This window comes from Lentzea sp. NEAU-D7, assembly GCF_026242055.1.
Classification (GTDB): domain Bacteria; phylum Actinomycetota; class Actinomycetes; order Mycobacteriales; family Pseudonocardiaceae; genus Lentzea.
Genome location: NZ_JAPJDL010000002.1, coordinates 297,778 through 320,253, shown reverse-complemented (window position 1 = coordinate 320,253; position 22,476 = coordinate 297,778). Strand labels below are relative to the sequence as shown.

Sequence of the window (22,476 nt, the reverse complement as noted above, 5' to 3'; positions counted from 1 at the left end):
CGGTGATGTCAGCCTGGAACGCCGTTTCCGTCAGGTTTCAGGTCCATGCCAGGCCCGACGGCCATGGTTCGGCCATGAGAATTCGAAGAAAGGTGCTCGTCGTGCTGGCAGCGCTCGGACTGGCGCTCACGGCGAGCGGCGGCGTCGCGAACGCCGCCGGTGTCTTCAAACCCATCAAGAACACGTGGAGCGGCCTGTGCCTGCAGCCTGAGGGCGGCAGCACGTTCGACGCGCGGATCGTGCAGATGCCCTGCGTTCCCGGCAGCGCCATCCAGAACTGGCACTTCGACAAGATCTCCGGCAACCACCACCAGATCATCAACGAGGCCAGCGGCCGCTGCTTCTACATGAACGGCCCGGTCCGCCGCGGGTCGCCCGTCGCCCAGGTGGCGTGCCTGCCGCGGGTCAGCAACCACGTGTGGAAGACCGTTCCGGCTCCGCCGAGCATCGCCGAGATCGAGTCGATGGCGGGCGGCGACCACAACCTGTGCCTCGACGTACCCGGTGCCCAGACCACCGTCGGGCTGGCTGTGCAGACCTGGGACTGCAACAACACACCCGCCCAGCGCTTCGTCATCGGTTTCTGACAGCGCGACGGCCCGCCTCCTGGAAGGGAAGCGGGCCGTTTCGATGAACGACGATCAGGCGCCGGCGGCGTTGCGCAGGGCCTCGGCGCGGTCCGTCGACTCCCAGGGGAGGTCGACGTCGGTGCGGCCGAAGTGGCCGTACGCGGCGGTCGGGGCGTAGATCGGGCGGAGCAGGTCGAGGTCGCGGATGATCGCGGCGGGCCTGAGGTCGAAGACCTCGGTGATGGCCTGCTGGATCTTCTGCGGGTCGACGGTCTCGGTGCCGAAGGTCTCGACGAACAGGCCGACCGGGGCGGCCTTGCCGATGGCGTAGGCGACCTGGACCTCGACGCGGCTGGCGAGGCCCGCCGCGACGGTGTTCTTCGCGACCCAGCGCATGGCGTAGGCGGCGGAGCGGTCGACCTTCGACGGGTCCTTGCCGGAGAAGGCGCCGCCGCCGTGGCGGGCCATGCCGCCGTAGGTGTCGACGATGATCTTGCGGCCGGTGAGGCCCGCGTCGCCCATCGGGCCGCCGATGACGAAGCGGCCGGTCGGGTTGGTCAGCAGGCGGACACCCGACGTGTCCAGCGACAGCGCGTCGATCTCGGGCTGGACGACGTGCTCGCGCAGGTCGACGCCGAGGAGCTTCTCCAGGTCGATGCCGTCGGCGTGCTGGGTGGAGATGACGACGGTGTCGAGGCGCACGGGCTGGTCGCCCGCGTACTCGATGGTGACCTGGGTCTTGCCGTCCGGGCGCAGGTACGGGACGGTGCCGTCCTTGCGGACCGCGGTGAGGCGGCGGGACAGGCGGTGGGCCAGCGCGATCGGCAGCGGCATGAGCTCGGGCGTGTCGGTGCACGCGTAGCCGAACATCAGGCCCTGGTCGCCCGCGCCCTGCTTGTCGATCTCGTCGTCGGCGCCCTCGACGCGGTTCTCGAAGGCGGTGTCGACGCCCTGCGCGATGTCCGGGGACTGCGCGCCGATGGCGACGTTCACGCCGCACGAGTGGCCGTCGAAGCCCTTCGCGGACGAGTCGTAGCCGATCTCGAGGATCTTCTCGCGGACGATCGTGGGGATGTCCGCGTACGCCTCGGTGGTGACCTCACCCGCGACGTGGACCTGCCCCGTGGTGACCAGCGTCTCCACGGCGACGCGGGAACGCGGGTCCTTGGCCAGCAACGCGTCCAGGATCGAGTCGCTGATCGCGTCGCAGATCTTGTCCGGGTGTCCCTCGGTCACCGACTCACTGGTGAACAGCCTGCTGCTGTGCTGGCTCACGGACACTCCTTAGGTGCGGGGTTGGTCTGAGGAAAAATTCTACTGAGAGTCAGTCAAACGAGAGCTAACCGCGTCCCACACCGCGGACGCCACTTGCGTCTTGGGCCCGTGGGGTATAGGGGTCTCGTCGCCGTCCGGCGACAGCAGCCAGCCCGCGTTGTCGTCCTGCTCGAACGCCTTGCCGTCGCCGACCGCGTTCAGCACCAGGAGGTCGCAGCCCTTGCGCCGCAGCTTCGCGCGGCCGTAGTCGAGCACCGACGTCGTCTCGTCGCCGGTCTCCGCGGCGAACCCGACGATCAGCTGACCCGTCCTACGTGCGGAAACGAGCTCCACGAGGATGTCGGGGTTCTTCGTCAGCGTGATCGGGTCGGGGTCGCCGTCGGTCTTCTTGATCTTGTGTCCGGTGAGCGAAGACGGCCGGAAGTCGGCCACCGCGGCGGCCATCACGACCACGTCCGCGTCCGCCGACACCTTGTGCATGACGTCGCGCAGCTCCACCGCGGAGCCCACGCGGACGAGGTCGACACCCGACGGCGTGGCCAGGTCCGCGGTGTTGCCAGCGACCAAAGTCACTCGGGCACCGCGTTGCGCCGCCACTCGCGCGAGTGCGTAGCCCTGCTTGCCGGACGAGCGGTTGCCGATGAACCGCACCGGATCGAGTGGCTCCCGCGTGCCACCGGCGGAGATCGCGACGTGCACGCCTTCGAGTGTCCGCCGCAGGGCGTCGGGCCGCACCAGCAGCAGCCGGGCGAGCTCGACGATCTCGGCGGGGTCGGGCAGGCGGCCCTTGCCCGTGTCCTTGCCCGTCAACCGGCCCGAGGCCGGTTCGGCGACGGTCACGCCGCGGCTGCGCAGCAGCTGCACGTTGTGCTGGGTGGCGGGGTGCTCCCACATCTCGGTGTGCATGGCCGGCACCAGCAGGACCGGGCAGCGCGCGGTCAGCAGGGTGTTCGTCAGGAGGTCGTCCGCGAGGCCGTGCGCGGCCTTCGCGATCAGGTTCGCCGTCGCCGGGGCGACCACGACGAGGTCGGCGTTCTGCCCGAGCTTGACGTGCGGCACCTCGTGCACGTCGTCGAACGGGTCGGCGGACACGACCTGACCGGACAGCGCCTCGAACGTGGCGGCTCCCACGAACTTCAACGCGCCCTCGGTGGGAACGACCCGCACCGAGTGACCGGACTCGGTCAGCCGTCGCAGAACCTCGCAGGCCTTGTACGCGGCGATGCCCCCACCAACCCCGAGAACGATCCGGGGTGTGACGGGGGCATCAACGTCAGATGCAGCGGAAGTCAACAGCTCTCCTGTGAAGGACAGACCGCGAGGTCACCCTCGCGAGAAGCACTCCCGCCGAGTCCAAGAAGAAGACCCGCTGGGTCCGGGGCGAAGTCCCGGGCTCTGAAGCCCCGGGGCGGAGCCCCGGGCTTCGGGGGTCCGGGGGCGAAGCCCTCGGCTGGGGTGTGGGGGCTCGGCCCCCACAAGACACCGGAAGGCGGTCTTGGTCTGCGCTTTCCGCAGACAGACCTCTCCCAGAGCCTTCTACCCTTCGCTTCCCTCGGTGTGCTCGAGGAGACCCGCGTGGATCTCGCGAAGAGCGATCGAGAGGGGCTTCTCACGCGGGCCCGGCTCGACGAGCGGGCCGACGTACTCGAGCAGGCCCTCGCCGAGCTGCGCGTAGTAGTCGTTGATCTGGCGGGCACGCTTCGCGGCGTAGATCACCAACGCGTACTTCGAGCTCACCTGCTCAAGCAGGTCGTCGATCGGCGGGTTGGTGATGCCCTCCGGAGAACCGGTCAGGTGACCGAGCTCGGTGTGGGTGATCACTCGTCAATCTCCTGAATTTCGTGGTCCGACCATCAAGGATAGCAAGTCGGCCGCGGCCGACTGCACGTCGGCGTTCACGACGACCTCGTCGAACTCCTTTTCGGCCGCCAGCTCCTCACGGGCGATGGCGAGCCGGCGTTCGACGACGTCCGGATGTTCGGTACCTCTGCCCGTCAGCCGGTCGACCAGGTGCTCCCAGGACGGGGGCGCCAGCATGACCAGCCGGGCGTCCGGCATGGCCACGCGGACCTGCCGCGCGCCCTGCAGTTCGATCTCCAGGAGCGCGGGACGGCCCGCGGCCAAAGCTTCTTCGACGGGCCTGCGAGGGGTTCCGTAGTGGTTTCCGGCGAACTCGGCGTGTTCGAGGAACTCGCCTGCCTCGACCATCTGCTGGAACTTCTCGTGGTCCACGAAGTGGTAGTGCACTCCGTCAACCTCGCCCGGCCTCGGCTTCCTGGTGGTCGCCGAGACGGAAAAGTAGACATCGGGCTGCTGCCTGCGCAGCTCCGCCAGAACGCTGGACTTGCCAACGCCGGACGGCCCGGACAAGACGGTGAGGCGGGAACGGACAGAGCCCGTTCCCGCCTCGGTGCCAATCACTCTCCGCTGAACTCGGAGAGCAGGGCCTTGCGCTGGCGGTCACCGAGACCGCGCAGGCGACGGCTGGGAGCGATCTCGAGGCGCTCCATGATCTGCTGCGCGCGAACCTTGCCGACGCCCGGGAGGGCCTCGAGCAGCGCGGACACCTTCATCTTGCCCAGGACCTCGTCGCTCTCGGCGGCCTTGAGCACGTCCGTCAGGGTCGTGCCGCCGCGCTTGAGGCGCTCCTTGAGCTCAGCCCGAGCGCGACGAGCGGCAGCAGCCTTCTCCAGCGCTGCGGCTCGCTGCTCCTCGGTAAGCTGGGGAAGAGCCACGATTTCCTCCGTGGTGTGGATTCTTTTCGGATCGGTGCCGCGACCGTACCGACCGCAATTGCCTGAGTACAACGTGACCCAGTCAGGTAAATCTTCAGCGGTCATGAGTGATGCGGCGGGTGGTAGTAGTACCAACACCCTCCGGCTGCCTGATCACTGCCTCCGGCAACTCGTCGCCCACTCTAGGTGTGCTATGAGGCCGGTGACCAGCGGGGCAGCCGGTGGCGTGGACCCTACCAACACATGTTTGCCCAGGTGAGCGCGCCACACCCCAAAAGACGCGGCGCGCCCCTCCTCAGAGGCTCTGCTGGACCCGCTGCACCGCGCTGACCAGCGACGATACGTCGGGGCCATGCTTGAGAACATCTCGTGAAGAAGTCGGAAAGACGTTGCGCATGTCGGGTCCGAAGAGCCGTTTTAGATCAGCCGCGGAGCCACCCTGAGCGCCGAAACCGGGGGCCAGGATCGGTCCGTTGAACCGGCTGAGGTCTACATCCGTTTCCCCGATCGTGGCACCCACGACGAGACCGACATCGCCGCACGGGGAAATGCCTGAATTTCGAGCCGCGGCGAAATCGATGATCGTCTGCGCCACGGTTCGCCCGTCCGGAGCAACCGACCGCTGAACCTGGGCGCCCTCCGGGTTGGACGTGAGGGCGAGCACGAACACGCCCCGGCCCGTCGCCCGCGCCGTGTCGAGGGCGGGCTGCAGCGAGCCGATCCCGAGGAACGGTGAGAGCGTGACCGCGTCACCGGCCAGCGGCGAGCCGTCGCCCAGGTACGCCTGGGCGTAGGCGGCCATGGTGGAGCCGATGTCGCCGCGCTTGGCGTCCACGAGCACCAGCGTGCCCGAGTCGCGCAGCTCCGCGATCACCCGCTCCAGCACGGCGACGCCCCGCGACCCGTAGGCCTCGAAGAACGCCGCCTGCGGCTTCACCATCGCCACCCTGCCGCCGAACGCCTCCACGGCGGTCAGCGCGAACCGCTCGAGGCCCTCGGCGGTCCCGGAGAGGCCCCAGGCGTCCAGCAGGCTCGGGTGCGGGTCGATCCCGACGCACAGAGGTCCGTGCGCCGCAACGGCTTTCGCCAGCTTCTCGCCGAAGGTCACGCGTCACCCCGCAGCGCGGCCTGGAGGGCCTGCAGCGGCTGCACCCCGATGTCACCCCGGATGAGCGCCTCGATGCCGTGCACGGCCGCGGCGGCGCCCTGGATCGTGGTCACGCACGGGATGTCCTTCGCCACGGCGGCGGTCCGGATCTCGTAGCCGTCGATGCGCGGGCCGCTGTTGCCGTAGGGCGTGTTGAAGATCATGTCGATCTCGCCGGCCAGGATCATGTCGACGACGTTGCCCTCGCCCTCGAAGTGCTTGCGCACCTCGGTGCACGGGATCCCGTTGCGCTTCAGCACCTCCGCGGTGCCCGAGGTCGCGAGGATCTGGAACCCGAGGTCGGCCAGGCGCTTGACCGGGAAGATCATCGCGCGCTTGTCGCGGTTCGCGAACGACACGAACACCTTGCCGGAGGTCGGAAGCGAGCCGTACGAGGCCGTCTGCGACTTCGCGAACGCCTTGCCGAACGACGAGTCGATGCCCATGACCTCGCCGGTGGACTTCATCTCCGGGCCCAGCAACGAGTCGACGCCGTGGCCTTCGGGCGTGCGGAAGCGGTGGAACTGCATGACCGCCTCCTTGACCGCGACGGGCGCGTGCTCGGGCAGCCGGGCACCGTCACCGGTGGCGGGCAGGATGCCCTCCGCGCGCAGTTCCGCGATCGTGGCGCCGAGCATCACGCGGGACGCGGCCTTCGCCATCGACACCGCCGTCGCCTTGGACACGAACGGCACCGTGCGCGACGCACGCGGGTTCGCCTCCAGGACGTACAGCACGTCGTCCTTGAGCGCGTACTGGACGTTCAGGAGCCCCTTCACTCCGATGCCCTTCGCGATGGCCTCGGTGGAGCGGCGGACGTTCTCGATGTCGGAGGCGCCCAGGGTGATGGGCGGCAGCGCGCACGACGAGTCGCCGGAGTGCACACCGGCTTCCTCGATGTGCTCCATCACGCCGCCGATGAACACCTCCTCGCCGTCGCACAGCGCGTCGACGTCGATCTCGATGGCGTCGTCGAGGAACCGGTCGACCAGCACCGGGTGCTCGGGCGTCACCTCGGTCGCGCGGGCGATGTAGCCCGACAGCGACTCCTCGTCGTACACGATCTCCATGCCGCGCCCACCGAGCACGTAGGACGGTCGCACGAGGACCGGGTAGCCGATCTCGTCCGCGATCTCCTTGGCCTCGTCGAACGACGTGGCGGTGCCGAACTTGGGCGCGGGCAGGCCGGCCTCGCCCAGCACCTTGCCGAACTGGCCGCGGTCCTCGGCGAGGTGGATCGCCTCGGGCGTCGTGCCCACGACGGGCACGCCCGCGTCGGCCAGGCGCTGCGCCAGGCCCAGCGGCGTCTGGCCGCCGAGCTGGACGATCACGCCCGCGACGGTGCCGGAGCGCTGCTCGGAGTGCACGACCTCCAGCACGTCCTCGAACGTCAGCGGCTCGAAGTACAGGCGGTCGGAGGTGTCGTAGTCCGTCGACACCGTCTCCGGGTTGCAGTTGACCATCACGGTCTCGTACCCGGCCGCCCGCAACGCCATGGCCGCGTGCACGCACGAGTAGTCGAACTCGATGCCCTGGCCGATGCGGTTCGGCCCGGAGCCCAGGATCAGGACCTTGGGCTTCTCCCGCTGCTCCGCCACCTCGGACTCGGCGTTCGGGTCGAGCTCGTACGCGGAGTAGTGGTACGGCGTCTCGGACTTGAACTCCGCCGCGCACGTGTCGACCGTCTTGTAGACCGGGCGCACGCCCAGGCGGTGCCGCAGCCTGCGCACACCGTCCTCACCGGCCAGCTCCGAGCGCAGCACGGCGATCTGGCGGTCGGAGAGACCCGCCCGCTTCGCCTTGCGCAGCAACGGCTCGTCGAGCACCGGCGCGTCGAGCAGCTCCTGCCGCAGCGTGCCGAGCCAGGCGATCTGCTCGATGAACCACGGGTCGATCTTCGACGCGTTGTGCACGTCCTCAATGGACGCACCGAGCCGAAGAGCACGCTCGACCGTGTAGAGGCGCCCGTCGTGGCCGCGCTCCAGCTGCTTCAGAGTGGACTCCAGGGTAGAGCCCTCCGGGTCCGGCTCGGTCCAGAAACCGACCGATTTCGTTTCCAGCGAACGCAGCGCCTTGCCCAGCGCCTCCACGAAGTTCCGGCCGATCGACATGGCCTCGCCGACCGACTTCATCGTGGTCGTCAGCGTCGGGTCCGCGCCGGGGAACTTCTCGAAGGCGAACCGCGGCGCCTTCACGACCACGTAGTCGAGCGACGGCTCGAACGACGCCGGGGTCTCCCCCGTGATGTCGTTGGTGATCTCGTCGAGCGTGTAGCCGATCGCGAGCTTGGCGGCGATCTTGGCGATCGGGAAGCCCGTCGCCTTGGACGCCAGCGCCGAGGACCGCGACACCCGCGGGTTCATCTCGATGACGACCATGCGGCCGTTCTCGGGGTGGATCGCGAACTGGATGTTGCAGCCACCGGTGTCGACGCCGACCTCGCGGATGACCTGGATGCCGACGTCGCGCATGTGCTGGTACTCGCGGTCGGTCAGCGTCATCGCGGGCGCGACCGTCACCGAGTCACCGGTGTGCACGCCCATCGGGTCGATGTTCTCGATCGAGCAGATGACGACGACGTTGTCGTTGCGGTCGCGCATCAGCTCGAGCTCGTACTCCTTCCACCCGAGCACGCTCTCCTCGATCAGCACCTCGGTGACCGGGGACTCCTCCAGGCCGATCGCCGCGAGGCGCTCCAGCTCGTCGGGGGTGTACGCCATGCCGGAACCGAGGCCGCCCATGGTGAACGACGGCCGGATGACGACCGGCAGGCCGAGCTCGGCGACCGTCTCGCGGACCTCGTCCATCGTCTTGCAGACGGCGGAGCGCGGGACGTCGGAGCCGATCTTGCGCACCAGGTCCTTGAAGATCTGCCGGTCCTCGCCGCGCTGGATGGCGTCGATGTCGGCACCGATCAGCTCGACGTCGTACTTCTCCAGCACACCGCGCTCGTGCAGCGCGATGGCCGTGTTGAGCGCCGTCTGGCCGCCCAGCGTCGCCAGGATCGCGTCCGGGCGTTCCTGCGCGATGACCTTCTCCACGAACTCGGCCGTGATCGGCTCGATGTAGGTGGCGTCCGCGAACTCCGGGTCCGTCATGATCGTCGCCGGGTTGGAGTTCACCAGGCTGACCCGGATGCCCTCTTCGCGCAGCACGCGGCACGCCTGGGTACCGGAGTAGTCGAACTCGCACGCCTGTCCGATGACGATCGGACCGGAGCCGATCACCAGGATGTGCTTGAGATCAGTCCTCTTCGGCATCAGCGGGCCTCATTCATCAGCGTCACGAACTCGTCGAACAGGGGCGCGGCGTCGTGGGGACCGGCCGCGGCCTCGGGGTGGTACTGCACGGAGAACGCCGGCGCGTCGAGCAGCCGGACGCCCTCGACGGTGCCGTCGTTCGGGCAGTAGTGCGACAGCACGGCGCGGCCGAACTCGGAGGAGAACTCCTCGCCCGGCGTGCCTTCCAGCGCGAACCCGTGGTTCTGCGAGGTGATGGCGACCTTGCCCGTGGTCACGTCGATGACCGGGATGTTGATGCCGCGGTGGCCGTAGCGCATCTTGTACGTCCCGCGGCCGACCGCGCGGCCGAGGATCTGGTTGCCGAAGCAGATGCCGAACAGCGGCAGCTTGCGGCCCAGGGCCTCCTTCGTCAGCGCGATGGCGTGGTCCTGCGTGGCCGGGTCGCCCGGGCCGTTGCTGAGGAACACCCCGTCGGGGCTGACCTTCAGGATGTCGTCGAACGTGCTGGTCAGCGGCAGGACGTGCACCTCGATGCCGCGTGCCGCCATCATCCGCGGGGTGTTCGACTTGATGCCCAGGTCGAGCGCGGCGACGGTGAACTTCTTCTCGCCGATGGCCTCGACGACGTACGGCTTGTCCGTGGTGACGTCGACCGCGAGGTTCGCGCCGACCATCTGCGCGGAGGCCTTGACCTGCTCGACCATCGACGCGTCGTCGGTGAGCTCGGAGCCGGAGAACACCCCGGCCCGCATGGCGCCCTGCTCGCGGATGTGGCGGGTCAGGGTGCGGGTGTCGAGGCCCGCGATGCCGACGACGCCCTGGTTGGCCAGTTCCTCGTCGAGACCGCGCTTGGACCGCCAGTTCGACGGCGTGCGCGCGGGGTCGCGGACCACGTAGCCGGCGACCCAGATCTTCGAGGACTCGTCGTCCTCGTCGTTCCAGCCGGTGTTGCCGATCTGCGGCGCGGTCTGCACCACGATCTGGCGGTGGTAGGAGGGGTCGGTCAGGGTTTCCTGGTACCCGGTCATGGCCGTGGAGAACACGACCTCGCCGAGCGAGACGCCGGTCGCTCCGTACGCCTCACCGCGGAAGACACGTCCGTCTTCCAGCACCAATGCCGCGTTCGTCACGCCTTGCCCTCCGTGTTGATCGGGTTGTGGCTCAGCGCCGCGACCCATTCGTCGTAAACGTCCTTGTCGTCACCGCGGAAACCAGTGTCGAACAGGTGGCCATCGTTTTCCCACTGGACCACCAACAGGCCTTCCTCGCTGAACATGACCTTCCCGGCCAGTCCCCGGTCCGTGCGGGCGTCCCGGACGGACCCGGCCGGGATGAAGATCGGTGACGCGCCGACGCGGTCGATGGCGACGCCCTCCGGAACCAGGTTCAGCGTGGCCTCGGCGCGGTGGCCGATGTCGCCCACCTGGATGCGGTCCTGCCAGTTGCCCGCGTTCGTCGTTCCGATGTAGACACCCGTGGTCGTGAGCTTCGGCGCGCCCAGCGCGGCCGGCGTCGAGGGGAACGCCGGCAGGTCGGCCTGCTTGCGCTGGCGCCGCTTCCAGCCGTGCCACATGCCGTAGGCGCAGAGCGCGAAGAACGCCACACACAGCAGGACGAGCAGTACGCGGGTCATTCCGCAATCCTCCCCGCCACCGCGGTCACCCGGCCACGCAAGATGGTGGCCGTCACGGCCGCGGGCAGCTCCATGCCCTCGAAGGGGGTGTTGCCCGCGATGCTCGCGAGCTGCGCCCCCTGCACCGTCCACGACGCGTCCGGGTCGACCAGCACGAGGTTCGCGGGCTCGCCGACGGCGATCGGACGGCCCTGGTCGGTCAGGCCGGCGATCTCGGCGGGCTTCTCGCTCATCACCCGCGCGACGCCGCGCCAGTCCAGCAGGCCGGTCTTCACCATCGTCTCGACGACGATGCCGAGCGCGGTCTGCAGGCCGAGCATGCCCGGACGGGCCGCCGACCACTCGCAGTCCTTGTCCTGCACCGCGTGCGGGGCGTGGTCCGTGGCGACGCAGTCGATCGTGCCGTCCGCCAGGGCCTGCCGCAGCGCGTCGACGTCAGCCTGCGTGCGCAGCGGCGGGTTGACCTTGTTGACCGGGTCGTAGGTGGAGAGCCGGTCGTCGGTCAGGATCAGGTGGTGCGGGGTGACCTCGGCGGACACCTCGGTGCCGCGGGCCTTCGCCCACTTCAGGACGTCCGCCGTGCCGGTGGTGCTGACGTGGCAGACGTGCAGCCGCGCGCCGACCTGCTTCGCGAGGATGCAGTCGCGCGCGACGATGGACTCCTCGGCCGCGGCCGGCCAGCCCTGCAGGCCGAGCCTGGACGCGTTCTCGCCCTCGTGCGCCTGGGCACCGACCGTGAGGCGCGGTTCCTCGGCGTGCTGGGCGATGACGGCGCCCAGGGACTTCGAGTACTCCAGCGCGCGGCGCATGATCAGCGGGTCGTGCACGCAGTGGCCGTCGTCGGAGAAGACGCGGACGTTGGCCTTGGACTTCGCCATCGTGCCGAGCTCGGCGAGCTTCTCACCCTTGAGGCCGACGGTGACGGCGCCGACCGGGTGGACGTCGACGAGGCCGACCTCCTGGCCGCGGCGGGCGACGTGCTCGACGATGACGGCGTTGTCGGCGACCGGATCGGTGTTGGCCATGGCGAAGACCGCCGTGTAGCCACCGAGGGCGGCGGCCCTGGAGCCGGTCTCGATGGTCTCGGTGTCCTCGCGGCCCGGCTCGCGCAGGTGGGTGTGCAGGTCGACGAAGCCCGGCAGCAGAACCGCTCCGTTGCCTTCGATGATCTCGGCGTTCTCGTCCGCACCTTCCGCGATCACGCCGTCGCGGATCAGCAGGTCGATCGGTTCACCCTCGCCGTAGGGCCTGACTCCCTTGAGAAGCAAGGGTTTCACGCGTTTTCCTCCTCGTGGGCAAGCAGGTGGTACAGCACGGCCATGCGCACGTGGACACCGTTGCGGACCTGCTCGGTGATGGCGGCCTGCGGGCTGTCGGCGACGACGGAGGCGATCTCCATGCCGCGCAGCATCGGGCCGGGGTGCAGCACGACGGCGTGCTCGGGCAGCAGCTTCAGGCGGCGCTCGTTGAGGCCGTACGCGATCGAGTACTCGCGCGAGCTCGGGAAGAACCCGCCGGTCATCCGCTCGGCCTGCACGCGCAGCAGCATCACCGCGTCCTGCGAGGCGAGCTCGGCGTCGATCTCGTGCGAGACCGCGACCGGCCAGTTCTCGACGCCGGTGGGCAGCAGGGTCGGCGGGGCGACCAGCGTGACCTCGGCACCGAGCGTGGTCAGCAGGTGCACGTTCGACCGGGCGACCCGGCTGTGCAGGACGTCGCCGACGATCGCGACGCGGCGGCCGTCGAGGCTGCCGAGCCGGTCGCGCAGCGTGGCGGCGTCGAGCAACGCCTGCGTGGGGTGCTCGTGCATGCCGTCGCCCGCGTTCACCACGGACGTGCTGGTGTGCTTGAGCCACCCCGCGAGCCGGTGGGCCGCACCGGACGCCGGGTGCCGCACGATCACGCAGTCGGCGCCCGCGGCCTGCAGGGTCAGCGCGGTGTCGCGCAGCGACTCGCCCTTGCTGACGCTGGAACCGGAGCTGCTGACGTTGATCACGTCGGCGGACATCCACTTGCCGGCGATCTCGAAGCTGACGCGGGTGCGGGTGCTGTTCTCGTAGAACATCGTGATCACCGTGCGGCCGCGCAGCGTCGGCAGCTTGCGGACCTCGCGGCCGAGCAGCGCCTGCTTCAGCCGGTCCGCGGTGTCGAGGATCGCGATCGCCTGGTCGCGGTCGAGGCCGTCGGTGGAGAGCAGGTGCTTCACTTCAGCACCACTCCGTCGCGGCCGTCGAACTCCTCGAGCATCACGACGACGTCCTCGGTCTTGGACGTCGGCAGGTTCTTGCCCACGTAGTCCGCGCGGATCGGCAGCTCGCGGTGACCCCGGTCGACCAGCACGGCGAGCTGGACGGCGCGGGGCCGGCCGTGGTCGCGCAGGGCGTCGAGGGCGGCGCGGATGGTGCGGCCGGAGAACAACACGTCGTCCACGAGCACGACCAGCTTGTCGTCGACGCCGCCCTCGGGCAGCTTCGTCGCCTCCAGCGGCCGGGTGGGGCCTCGGCGCAGGTCGTCGCGGTAGAGGGTGATGTCGAGCGTGCCCTCGTGCACCGTCCGGCCGGAAAATTCGGCGATCTTAGCGGCTAGACGTCGTGCGAGGGGGGCTCCCCGGCTGGGAATACCCATCAAGACGACGTCGGGTGCGCTGGGTGCATCGAGAGCGGTCTTCTCGATGATCTGATGGGCCATTCGGGCGACAGTGCGTGCGACGTCACCGGCCGAGAGAATCTCGCGATCCCCGGCCGGATCCGTCGCGCCACGTTGACGTGACGCCACGGCTGGACCTCCTTCCCCGCCTCACTGGACGGGTCCTTAAAGGACGTCGGACACCTAGTGACAACTAGGCTGACCTGCACCGTATCACCTACGGGCGGTCAACCATCCGAGTGGTAGGGCAGGCGTGGCGCGCGTCTCTCCGCGAGATCAGCTTGACCTGCCGACCACGGCGAGTAATCATTACTCTGCGTATCGATCTAAGCCTCCCCGCAGCACGCACGTACTGCTGACGGGGCGAATGAACGGAGAACCGCCACATGGGCGACTACGCCAAGGCGCTGGGGGCCAAGCTCCGCGCTATCCGCCAGCAGCAGGGACTGTCCCTGCACGGCGTCGAGCAGAAGTCCGGCGGTCGCTGGAAGGCCGTGGTCGTCGGCTCCTACGAGCGTGGTGACCGCGCGGTGACCGTGCAGAAGCTGGCCGAGCTGGCCGACTTCTACGGGGTTCCCGTCGCCGAGCTGCTGCCCGAGGGCCGGGTGCCCTCCGGTGCCGAGCCGGCCACCAAGATCGTGATCAACCTCGAACGGCTGCAGCAGCTGCCGGTCGAGAAGGTCGGTCCGCTGGCTCGCTACGCCGCGACGATCCAGTCGCAGCGCGGTGACTACAACGGCAAGGTCCTCTCCATCCGCACCGAGGACCTGCGTTCGCTCGCGATCATCTACGACATGACGCCGGGCGAGCTCACCGAGCAGCTGATCGACTGGGGTGTGCTGCCTCCCGAGGCCCGTCCCGCCAAGGAAGACTGAGCTCTCCGCTTTCCGGAGCAGTGGCTCCCCTGACGTCCTGCAAGTCGCCCTGAGGACGTCGGGGGAGCCACTGCTGCTTTTCGGGTGAGGTACCCAGCGTGACGACGTACCGCCAGGTCCTGCTGACTCCGCGGGTCGCGCCCCTGCTCGGCGCCGCGCTGTGCTCCCGGCTCGCCGAGCAGATGTTCACGCTCGTGCTGGTCTTCCACGTCCTCGACGTGTTCGGGTCCGCGGCACTCGCGGGTGTCGTGGTGTTCGCCGCGATCGCGCCCGGCCTGATCATCAGCCCGCTGGCGGGCGCCCTCCTCGACCGCGCCGGGGTGGTGCGGTCGGTCGTGGCCGACCTCGTGGCGAGCGCGGTGCTGGTGGCCGCGCTCGCGTTCGTGCCGGCCTCCGTCGCACTGATCCTGGTGCTGGCGGCGCTGTACTCGCTGACCAGCCCGCTGAACATCGCCGGGGTGCGCGTGCTGCTGCCGAGACTGGTGCCCCGTCCCGCCGCCGAACGAGCGAACGCGCTGGACTCCGGCCTGTTCAACCTGGTCGAGGTGCTGGGACCGGTGCTCGCGGGCACGGTGTTCGTGCTGACCGGTGGCCGGACGGCCCTGCTCGTCGTCGCCGCGCTCTACCTCGTGGCCTGCCCGCTCATGCTCCTGCTGCCGCCCGACCGTCCCTCACGCGCGGTGCACCCGCCGCTGCTGCGTTCCACCCTTGACGGCGTGCGCCACGTCCTGACGCACCCGGTGTTGCGGGCACTGGTCGTGTCCTACGGCCTCTACCAGGTCGCCTGGGGTGTGCTGGTGGTGGCGGTGCCGACGGTGGCCGGTGAGGCGCGGGCAGGTGCGTTGTGGGGTGCGGCCGGGCTCGCGGGACTCGTCGGCGCGCTGCTCGCGGGGCACGTCCTGCGCGAGGGCCGCGAACGCGCGGCGATGATCATCGGTACCGCTGCCACGGCGGTCGCGGTGCTGGTCGCGAGTGCTGGCACGATCGGGCTGGCCGTCGGGCTGGTCGTGGTCGGCCTCGTGTCCGGGCTGGTCAACGTGGGTCTGCTGACGCTGCGTCAGCGTCGCACGGACCCGGACAGGCTCGGGCGGGTGCTGGCGGTGTCGATCAGCCTCAACGTGCTGGGCATGCCGATCGGTTCGGCTGTCGGGGGCTTCCTGCTCGAAGGGTCAGCCACGCCGGCGTTCGCGACGGCGGCGGTCGCGGCGGTGCTCAGCGCGGTGGCGGTGTGGGCGCTGGTGCCACGAGCCGACGGACGTTCTCCCGGTCCGTGACCGAGGCGTCGGTGAACCGGGCCTCACGGAACGAGGGCGGCGAGCTGCTCCTTGTCCTGGATCACGTGGATCGCGACGATCTGCCCGTCGCGCACGGTGAAGGCCATGAGCGAGAACGGCACGCCGTCCACCCGCGCGATGAAGCCGGCCTCGCCGCCGATGACCGCGAACTCGGCGACCGCCGTGGTCGCGTACCTGCTGAACAGGGCGGCCCGGCCGGCGACGGTGCGTCCGCCGATGACCTCCAGGGCGCCCGCGCGCAGCACGGCGTCCGGGTGCAGCACCGCGACCAGGCCTTCGAGGTCGCCCTCCCGCGACGCCTTGAGGAACGCCCGCACCACTTCGCGCTGTGCCGGCAGGTCCACGTTCGGGCGTGGCCGGTCCTGCACGCGCTTGCGGGCGCGCGACGCCAGCTGCCGGGCCGCCGCCGGGGTCTTGCCGATCAGGGGCGCGATGTCGTCGAACGGCACGGCGAACATGTCGTGCAGCACGAACGCCAGCCGCTCGTCGGGCTTGAGCGAGTCGAGCACGATCAGCATCGCGAGGCCGACCTGGTCCTTCGCGACGGCCTGGTGCTCGGGCTCCTCCCCCGTCTCGACCACGGGGTCGGGCATCTCGAACGCGTGCTCCCGCCGGTCGCGCAGCATGTTCAGGCACACCCGCCCGACGACGGTCGTGAGCCACGCGGCCGGGTTCTCGATCTGCGAGGTGTCGGCGCGTTCGACGCGCAGCCAGGCGTCCTGCAGCGCGTCGTCGGCCTCGGCGAACGACCCGAGCATGCGGTGGGCGATGGCGCGCAAGCGTGTGCGCTCCTGCTCGAACTCCGCGATCACAGCTTCCCCCTGTGGCCTGGCGCACACCCCGTCACGTTCCCCGGTGCCACCGGGTCGGCGGTGCGACGACTCACTCGGGAGGGTAACCGTGAAGATCCTCGTGACCGGGGGCACCGGCACGCACGGCAGGCACGTCGTGCGCGACAACCTGGACCTGACGCCCGACGGCGAGCGCGGCACCCGCACGTGGGAGGAGTTCCTGGCCGATCGGTAGTGTCCTGGCAACGTGACAGGACTTCTCGCTGATCAGAACCCGCTGCCGTCCGGTGTGGACTCCCGGCTGCGCGAGCACCTCACGTTCCTCATCGAGGTCGACCGGCTCAAGACCGTGCTGCGCGCGTCCCCTCTCGCGGCGGCGGACAGGCGCGAGAACGACGCGGAGCACTCGTGGCACCTCGCGCTGATGGTCATGACGCTCGCCGAGTACGCCGACGAACCGATCGACGTCGGCCACACGGTGAAGCTCGTGGTGGTGCACGACCTCGTCGAGATCTACGCGGGCGACACGCCGATCTACGACACCGCGCTCGGGGAGAGCCAGCAGGAACGCGAGGAGGCCGCCGCCGATCGCCTGTTCGGCATCCTGCCCGACGACGCGGGCCGTGCGCTGCGGGCGCTGTGGGACGAGTTCGAGGCACGTGAGACGCCGGAGGCGCGGTTCGCGAAGGCCATGGACCGCCTGCAACCGTTGCTGCTCAACTGGATGGCGAAGGGCGGGACCTGGCGGACGCCGGGCGTGACGGCTCAGGACGTGCGCGCCCGCAAGGCCGTGATCGGCGAGGGTTCGACGACGTTGTGGCAGGCGGCGCTGCAGCTGATCGACGAGGGCGAGCGGCGCGGCTGGGCCCGGAACTGACACCGAGGGGGCCACGTCGCCGTTGACGTGGCCCCCTCGGCAGCAGAACTACAGAACGGCGCGCAGCTGGTCCGCGATGACCGCGATCCGGCCGAGCACACCGTTCACGAACCGCGGCGAGTCGTCCGTGGACAGGCCCTTGGCGAGCTCCACGGCCTCGTCGATGGCCACCGCGTCCGGCACGTCGGACGCCCACAGCAGCTCGTACAGGCCGAGGCGCAGGATCGCGCGGTCGACCGCGGGCATGCGCTGCAGGGTCCAGCCCTCGGCGTGCTCCGAGATGAGGTCGTCGATGCGCGAGCGGTTCGCGGTGACGCCCTCGACCAGCGCGACGGTGTAGTCGTTCACCGGCGGGACGTCGGGGGACCCGACGCGCGAAGCCAGCAGCGTCACTGCGTCGCTGCCCAGCAGGTCGGCTTCGTAGAGGAAGTCGACCGCACGCTTGCGGGCCTTGCTCCGAGCACCCATCAGGACTTGTCGCTGATGCGGCCGAGGTAGCGGCCGTCGCGGGTGTCGACCTTGATCTTCTCGCCGGTCGTGACGAACAGCGGGACCTGGATCTCGGCGCCGGTCTCGAGGCGGGCGGGCTTGGTGCCACCGGTGGAGCGGTCGCCCTGCAGGCCGGGGTCGGTGTGCTCGATCACGAGCTCGACCGACGTCGGGAGCTCGACGAACAGCGGGACGCCCTCGTGCGTGGCGACCATCGCTTCCTGGTTCTCCAGCATGTAGTTCGCGGCGTCACCGACGGTCTCGGACGGAACCGGGATCTGGTCGTAGGTGTCACCGTCCATGAAGATGAAGTCGGTGCCTTCCTTGTACAGGTAGGTCATGCCGCGCTTGTCCACGGTGGCGGTCTCGACCTTGGTGCCCGCGTTGAAGGTCTTGTCGACGACCTTCCCGGTCAGCACGTGCTTGAGGGTCGTGCGCACGAAGGCGCCACCCTTGCCGGGCTTGACGTGCTGGAACGCGGTGACGGTCCAGAGCTGGCCGTCGAGGTTCAGCACCAGGCCGTTCTTCAGGTCGTTCGTGGTGGCCACGGTGGGATTTCTCCTGTGTAGGACGGGGGTGTCAGACGACCACGAGTTCCTTCGTGGTCAGGGTGAGGAGCTCCGGGCCGCTTTCGCGGACCACGAGCGTGTCCTCGATGCGGACCCCGCCCCGCCCCGGCAAGTAGACGCCGGGCTCGACGGTGACCGCCATACCGGCCGAAAGTGTACCGGCACCCGCCTTCGACAACGCCGGTGCCTCGTGGATCTCCAGCCCGACCCCGTGACCGAGGCCGTGCAGGAAGTCACCCCCGTGCCCGGCCTTCTCGATCACCTCGCGCGACGCGTGGTCGACGTCGCTCACCTTCACGCCCGGCTCGAGCGCGTCGCGGCCCGCCGCCTGCGAGCGCGCGACCAGGTCGTACAGGTCGCGCTGCCAGTCCGCGGGCTTGCCGAGCACGAGCGTGCGGGTCATGTCGGAGTGGTAGCCGTCGACCAGCGCGCCGAAGTCGAGCTTGATGAGGTCGCCTGTGTGCAGCGTCGCGTCCGTCGGCGAGTGGTGGGGTACGGCCGAGTTCGCGCCGAACGCCACGATCGAGGAGAACGACGGCCCCTCGGCGCCGTGGTCGAGCATGCGGCTCTCCAGCTCGCGCGCGACCTCGCGTTCGGTGCGGCCCGCCCGCAGGCCACCGTGCCCGATCAACGCCGCGAGCGCGCGGTCCGCCGCCGCGCACGCCATCCGCAGCGCCTCGATCTCGACCTCGTCCTTGACCAGCCGCAGCTTCTCGATCAGGCCACCGGCCTTGTGCAGCTCCACCTTGCCGGCGGCCGCCGTCAGCTCGTCCAGGCCGTCGACCGTGACGTGGTGGCTCTCGAACCCGAGCCTGCCCTTCGCCCTGCTCGCGAGCGCGGTGTCGCACGGCCGGTCGATCAGCCGTTCCAGGTCCGGCACCTGCTTCGCCGACTGGGTGAGGTAGCGGCCGTCGGTGCAGAACACCGAGGCGTCGTCGCCGCTCGCGTCGACCAGCACGGCGGCGTTCGACCCGGTGAACCCGGTGAGGTACCGGACGTTCAGCAGGTTCGTCACCAGTAGTGCGTCCAGGTCCGCGGCCTGGAGCGCTTGGCGCAGTGCGGTGCGGCGTGCGGCGTACGACGACATGTCTCGCAGCGTACGGCCAGTCCTAAGCTGTCCGCATGCGTCCTTGGTTCGTCCGTGCGTTGTGGATGGGGCTCCTGCACGGAGCCGTGCAGACCGGCGTGGCGGCCGTGGGCGTGCGCAGCCCCGAGGCCTCCTCGATCCGGCCGATCGCTCTCGGCCTGCTGATCGTCGCCGCGGTCCTCTGGGGCGCCGTCGACACGCTGCGCGATCTGGAGGGGCGTGGCATGCAGTGGTTCATCGCGTCGCTGATCGCGGGCCCGTTCGCGGGGGCGCTGGGCGTGATCGGATCCGCGTTGCTGGTCGACCAGACCGGGCAGGAGGCGCTGTGGGTGGCGCTGACGGGCGGGGCCGCGTTCACGGCGTTGCTCGTGCTGGCTCCGGCGGGACTCGGGATGCTGCTCGGCGGGTTCCTCGTGAAGAAGGACCCGGCTAGTCCGCGGAACTGACGGTCAGCAGGTAGCGCGCGGAGGTGCTGAAGTCGCCCGACGCCCCCTTGACCACCAGTTCGTGCTCGCCGGGCTTGAGCGGCGGGATCCACGCCCACAGCCCGCACCCCTGCGCCGCCACCCGTCCCTCGCGCTGCCCCACCACGTTGTCCTTCGCGGCCTGGTAGGTGATCGCGACCGGCGCGATCCGCCGCAGTTCCACGAGCTGTCCGTCGAGCGTGACCGAGCCCTTGGCGGCCTCCATGAACGCCGCGCAGTTCGCGTCCGTGGAGGCGAGGTTGAGCGCGGGACCGGCGAGCGGGCGCCCGGCGGGCACGGCGCACCGGCGGTTCACGGCGCCGCCGAACGTGCCCGCGAAGAACCACACGTCCTGCGGCTGGTTCTCGCCACACCACTGCCCGGTGTCGTCGACCACCGGGTTGCGGTTCTCCGGGCTCGACGCGGCCCACGTCCACCACTTCGACTGGAGTTCCTGGTCGGAGAGCTGTTCGCTCGTCCGCGTGCTCGCCTCGCTGCTGACGGGTGTGGGCTCCGGCGCGGTGGCACATCCCGCCAGGAGCAGGGCGAACGCGGCGATCAGCAGTCTCGGCACGTGCGGCATCTTCACACGTTCAGGTGGCTACCAGCTCGATTTCGAAGCCGTCGTCGTTCTCCAGGAACGCCGCGTAGTGATCCGGTCCTCCCGCGTGAGGATGCCGGTCGGCGAACATGAGCCTCCAGCCGTTCGCCTCGGATTCGCGGGTCAGGCGGTCGACGTCCTCGCGGGTTCCCGCGTGCAGGGCGAGGTGGTTCAGGCCCGCTCTCGTCCGGTCGTGCGGGCCGGTCATGGCCGGGGACTGCTCGACCACGACGTAGGTGCCGCCGAGCTTCCAGCTGACCCCGGCGTGCCAGCGCTGGTGCTCGGCCCAGCCGAGTTCGGTGAGGACCCACCCGAACGCGGCCTCGGCCCGGGCGAGGTCCGGGACCCACAATTCCACGTGGTGGAGCATCGGTTTCCCTTGTGTGTCAACAAATTGACCATCGCTGGAAGCGACCGTCCGGACGCTTGCGTGCTTAGCATCCCGCCATGCCCAACGAGTTCAAGGGTCGGGTGACCGGCAACAGCTTCCAGATCGGGAAGGTGCACACGCTCAACGTGGACGGCGGCTCCGCCGAGAAGAAGAGCAGCCCGACACCTCCGGACGACAAGCCGAAGCCGGCCCATGTCGTGGCCGTCGTCGTGGCGCTCTTCCTGGTCGGCGCGATCGTCAACTCGTGCGAGGGGAGTCCGGAGGACCCCGTGTTCCCGGCCGCCGACCAGGGCACCCGGCCCGCCTGGGTCAGTGACGACGCGGTCGCGCAGAAGGTCGCGGACAAGCTCGTGCAATGCGCGACCGAGGTCGTCCTGGAACCCGTGAACTGCCCGCAGACCCACTCCGCGTCCTCGCCGCGCAACGTGCGCTGGGAACTCGTCGGCGATCCCCGGGACGGCATGCAGGTCAGGTGGGCCGGCGACAGGTTCCTGGCCCGCGGCGCGGCGGTGATGACGGTCAGCTACGAGGCGGAACACGGCCGCGCCCTGGAGGTGAAGGGGTTCCACTTCCAGACCGAGGTGCCCTGGCGGGGCGACCAGACCAGGATCGACTCGATCCACCGGCCGAGTCCCGCACTCCCGGCGGGGACGATCCGCAAGGAGCGGTACGACCTGCCCGACGGCGACCTCGTCCGGACGGTGCGCGACGGGTTCACGGCCTGCGCGGCCGCGGCCATGCCTCCGATGTGCCCGCGCAACGCGTCCACGCCGAGGGCGAAGGACTCGACGTGGACGGTCGAAGGCGATCCGGCCGGCAACTGGACGAGCACGAAGGACGCGGAGTTCGGTCTGCTCCGGGTGACCGCCAACTACTCGCTCGTCGCGCGGTGGACCACCACGTTCTTCGCGACGTACGAGTCCTCGCGCACGCAGTCCGGGACCTACGAGGCCACGATCATCCGCACGGTCAACAAGACCCCGCGGCTCCTCGCCATCAAGCACGTCCGATGAGCGAGGACCGACCCGGTGAAGATCGTTTCGAACGCCTCGCGACCCGATCTGCAAGGCCCTGCCCAGGCCTCGCTGCGGGACGGCTGGCCCGCGTTCGTGCTGCGCGGCCAGATCCCCGCCGCCCACCGCGACGCCGTGGCGGAGCACTTCCCGCGCTACGACGTGCTGCTGCTCGATGACGACGACGCGGTGCTGGCACGAGCGACGGCGGTGGCGCTGAGGTGGGACGGTGAGACGGCGACGCTGCCGGACGGCGGGTACGACGGTGCGCTGGTCGCGGCGGTCACCGAGCACGAGAACAGCGTCGTGCCCGACACGTTGTGCGTCGTGGCGGCGACAGTGCGGGCCGATCGCACCGGAGGCGGGCTGGCGGGCGAGGTGCTCACCGCCCTGCGTGAGCGGGCCGCGGAGGACGGGCTCGCCCGCGTGATCGTGCCGGTGCGGCCGACGCTCAAGGCGACCTACCCGCTGACGCCGATGGAGGACTTCCAGCGGTGGACCCGTGCGGACGGTCTGCACCTCGACCCGTGGATCCGCACGCACCAGCGGCTCGGCGCCACGATCCTCGGGCCTGCGTCCCGGTCGATGGTGGTGACCGGGAGCGTCGCCGAGTGGGAGCGGTGGACCGGGAGCGCGACCAGGGCGTCTACGAGGAGACGATCCTCTGGATGCGCCACTATGGCCCACATCTGGCACATCGGAATGCGGAATGTCCGTTTATTGGTCCTTGATTGACGATCAACTGGGTGCATCTGGAGCCGGAATCGCCGCTAGCGT

The 22,476-nt window shown here is 69.8% G+C and carries 26 protein-coding genes; 8 read left to right on the top strand and 18 right to left on the bottom strand.

Translation table 11 applies throughout. From position 1 onward, the window contains the following. The first annotated feature begins 74 nt into the window (after positions 1-74). On the top strand, positions 75-587 hold the full coding sequence (locus ORI60_RS04930; RefSeq protein ID WP_266034752.1) for an RICIN domain-containing protein: 513 nt from the start codon (positions 75-77) through the stop codon (positions 585-587). Between the two features lie 54 nt (positions 588-641). Here the strand turns inward: ORI60_RS04930 and metK are convergent, their stop codons facing one another. From metK to pyrR, 12 genes are all read right to left on the bottom strand, one after another. Beyond that, a complete protein-coding gene (metK, locus tag ORI60_RS04925; protein WP_266034749.1) occupies positions 642-1,844 on the bottom strand; it encodes a methionine adenosyltransferase in 1,203 nt (400 codons plus the stop codon). A gap of 39 nt (positions 1,845-1,883) precedes the next feature. Beyond that, positions 1,884-3,137, bottom strand: coding sequence for a bifunctional phosphopantothenoylcysteine decarboxylase/phosphopantothenate--cysteine ligase CoaBC (gene coaBC, locus ORI60_RS04920; protein WP_266034746.1), 1,254 nt, complete (start codon positions 3,135-3,137; stop codon positions 1,884-1,886). Between the two features lie 243 nt (positions 3,138-3,380). Continuing rightward, complete coding sequence (gene rpoZ, locus ORI60_RS04915; protein WP_090069070.1) at positions 3,381-3,665, bottom strand: DNA-directed RNA polymerase subunit omega; 285 nt, start codon at positions 3,663-3,665, stop codon at positions 3,381-3,383. A 3-nt stretch (positions 3,666-3,668) separates the two neighbouring features. Next, positions 3,669-4,265, bottom strand: coding sequence for a guanylate kinase (gene gmk / locus ORI60_RS04910; RefSeq protein ID WP_266034740.1), 597 nt, complete (start codon positions 4,263-4,265; stop codon positions 3,669-3,671). Further along, a complete protein-coding gene (mihF, locus tag ORI60_RS04905) occupies positions 4,262-4,579 on the bottom strand; it encodes an integration host factor, actinobacterial type (RefSeq protein WP_030471603.1) in 318 nt (105 codons plus the stop codon). Before mihF ends, gmk begins: the two co-directional genes overlap by 4 nt. A 295-nt stretch (positions 4,580-4,874) precedes the next feature. Beyond that, a complete protein-coding gene (gene pyrF / locus ORI60_RS04900) occupies positions 4,875-5,687 on the bottom strand; it encodes an orotidine-5'-phosphate decarboxylase (protein ID WP_266034737.1) in 813 nt (270 codons plus the stop codon). After that, the gene (gene carB, locus ORI60_RS04895) at positions 5,684-8,986 is read right to left on the bottom strand and encodes a carbamoyl-phosphate synthase large subunit (RefSeq protein WP_266034735.1); all 3,303 of its coding nucleotides are present in this window, start codon (positions 8,984-8,986) and stop codon (positions 5,684-5,686) included. Before carB ends, pyrF begins: the two co-directional genes overlap by 4 nt. Beyond that, a complete protein-coding gene (gene carA, locus ORI60_RS04890) occupies positions 8,986-10,146 on the bottom strand; it encodes a glutamine-hydrolyzing carbamoyl-phosphate synthase small subunit (protein WP_266034733.1) in 1,161 nt (386 codons plus the stop codon). Before carA ends, carB begins: the two co-directional genes overlap by 1 nt. Beyond that, positions 10,095-10,601 carry a transporter gene (locus ORI60_RS04885; protein WP_266034731.1) on the bottom strand — a complete coding sequence of 169 codons (507 nt, stop codon included), beginning with the start codon at positions 10,599-10,601 and terminating at the stop codon, positions 10,095-10,097. The genes carA and ORI60_RS04885 overlap by 52 nt, the downstream gene beginning before the upstream one ends. Beyond that, positions 10,598-11,878: a dihydroorotase gene (locus ORI60_RS04880; protein ID WP_266034728.1), complete on the bottom strand. Its 1,281-nt coding sequence runs from the start codon at positions 11,876-11,878 to the stop codon at positions 10,598-10,600. Before ORI60_RS04880 ends, ORI60_RS04885 begins: the two co-directional genes overlap by 4 nt. Further along, positions 11,875-12,807: an aspartate carbamoyltransferase catalytic subunit gene (locus tag ORI60_RS04875; RefSeq protein ID WP_266034726.1), complete on the bottom strand. Its 933-nt coding sequence runs from the start codon at positions 12,805-12,807 to the stop codon at positions 11,875-11,877. The genes ORI60_RS04880 and ORI60_RS04875 overlap by 4 nt, the downstream gene beginning before the upstream one ends. Then, entirely contained in the window at positions 12,804-13,376 is a 573-nt protein-coding gene (pyrR, locus tag ORI60_RS04870; RefSeq protein ID WP_266034724.1) for a bifunctional pyr operon transcriptional regulator/uracil phosphoribosyltransferase PyrR, read from the bottom strand. The genes ORI60_RS04875 and pyrR overlap by 4 nt, the downstream gene beginning before the upstream one ends. 257 nt (positions 13,377-13,633) lie before the next feature. Between pyrR and ORI60_RS04865 the strand changes: the two genes are divergently transcribed. Both ORI60_RS04865 and ORI60_RS04860 read left to right on the top strand, forming a co-directional pair. Continuing rightward, positions 13,634-14,122: a transcriptional regulator gene (locus ORI60_RS04865; protein WP_030471611.1), complete on the top strand. Its 489-nt coding sequence runs from the start codon at positions 13,634-13,636 to the stop codon at positions 14,120-14,122. Between the two features lie 98 nt (positions 14,123-14,220). Next, the gene (locus tag ORI60_RS04860; RefSeq protein ID WP_266034708.1) at positions 14,221-15,396 is read left to right on the top strand and encodes an MFS transporter; all 1,176 of its coding nucleotides are present in this window, start codon (positions 14,221-14,223) and stop codon (positions 15,394-15,396) included. Between the two features lie 23 nt (positions 15,397-15,419). On the opposite strand, the gene ORI60_RS04855 is transcribed toward ORI60_RS04860, so the two are convergent. After that, the gene (locus tag ORI60_RS04855) at positions 15,420-16,229 is read right to left on the bottom strand and encodes a sigma-70 family RNA polymerase sigma factor (protein ID WP_266034706.1); all 810 of its coding nucleotides are present in this window, start codon (positions 16,227-16,229) and stop codon (positions 15,420-15,422) included. A gap of 88 nt (positions 16,230-16,317) precedes the next feature. Here ORI60_RS04855 and ORI60_RS04850 point away from each other — a divergent pair, with 88 nt between their 5' ends. Both ORI60_RS04850 and ORI60_RS04845 read left to right on the top strand, forming a co-directional pair. Then, positions 16,318-16,443 carry a hypothetical protein gene (locus ORI60_RS04850; protein ID WP_266034704.1) on the top strand — a complete coding sequence of 42 codons (126 nt, stop codon included), beginning with the start codon at positions 16,318-16,320 and terminating at the stop codon, positions 16,441-16,443. Between the two features lie 12 nt (positions 16,444-16,455). Next, positions 16,456-17,085 (top strand): HD domain-containing protein, encoded by a 630-nt coding sequence (locus tag ORI60_RS04845; RefSeq protein WP_266034702.1) that lies wholly within the window; start codon positions 16,456-16,458, stop codon positions 17,083-17,085. A gap of 48 nt (positions 17,086-17,133) precedes the next feature. Here the strand turns inward: ORI60_RS04845 and nusB are convergent, their stop codons facing one another. Genes nusB through ORI60_RS04830 form a run of 3 tightly spaced genes read right to left on the bottom strand, consistent with a single transcriptional unit; the run spans position 17,134 to position 19,230 of the window. Further along, entirely contained in the window at positions 17,134-17,553 is a 420-nt protein-coding gene (gene nusB / locus ORI60_RS04840) for a transcription antitermination factor NusB (protein ID WP_266034699.1), read from the bottom strand. Then, a complete protein-coding gene (gene efp, locus ORI60_RS04835; RefSeq protein WP_266034697.1) occupies positions 17,553-18,122 on the bottom strand; it encodes an elongation factor P in 570 nt (189 codons plus the stop codon). The genes nusB and efp overlap by 1 nt, the downstream gene beginning before the upstream one ends. Positions 18,123-18,153: 31 nt before the next feature. After that, the gene (locus tag ORI60_RS04830) at positions 18,154-19,230 is read right to left on the bottom strand and encodes a M24 family metallopeptidase (protein WP_266034695.1); all 1,077 of its coding nucleotides are present in this window, start codon (positions 19,228-19,230) and stop codon (positions 18,154-18,156) included. A 35-nt stretch (positions 19,231-19,265) separates the two neighbouring features. On the opposite strand from ORI60_RS04830, the gene ORI60_RS04825 reads away from it, so the two are divergent. Continuing rightward, positions 19,266-19,676, top strand: coding sequence for a B-4DMT family transporter (locus ORI60_RS04825; RefSeq protein ID WP_266034694.1), 411 nt, complete (start codon positions 19,266-19,268; stop codon positions 19,674-19,676). Here the strand turns inward: ORI60_RS04825 and ORI60_RS04820 are convergent. Together ORI60_RS04820 and ORI60_RS04815 are read right to left on the bottom strand one after the other, a co-directional pair. Then, entirely contained in the window at positions 19,660-20,268 is a 609-nt protein-coding gene (locus ORI60_RS04820) for a hypothetical protein (RefSeq protein WP_266034693.1), read from the bottom strand. The genes ORI60_RS04825 and ORI60_RS04820 overlap by 17 nt on opposite strands. A gap of 19 nt (positions 20,269-20,287) precedes the next feature. Then, complete coding sequence (locus ORI60_RS04815; protein ID WP_266034690.1) at positions 20,288-20,653, bottom strand: VOC family protein; 366 nt, start codon at positions 20,651-20,653, stop codon at positions 20,288-20,290. A gap of 89 nt (positions 20,654-20,742) precedes the next feature. Here ORI60_RS04815 and ORI60_RS04810 point away from each other — a divergent pair, with 89 nt between their 5' ends. Together ORI60_RS04810 and ORI60_RS04805 are read left to right on the top strand one after the other, a co-directional pair. Further along, complete coding sequence (locus tag ORI60_RS04810; RefSeq protein ID WP_266034689.1) at positions 20,743-21,699, top strand: hypothetical protein; 957 nt, start codon at positions 20,743-20,745, stop codon at positions 21,697-21,699. Positions 21,700-21,714: 15 nt separating this feature from the next. Further along, positions 21,715-22,434 (top strand): Long-chain-fatty-acid--CoA ligase, encoded by a 720-nt coding sequence (locus tag ORI60_RS04805; RefSeq protein WP_266034687.1) that lies wholly within the window; start codon positions 21,715-21,717, stop codon positions 22,432-22,434. The last annotated feature ends 42 nt before the right edge of the window (positions 22,435-22,476 follow it).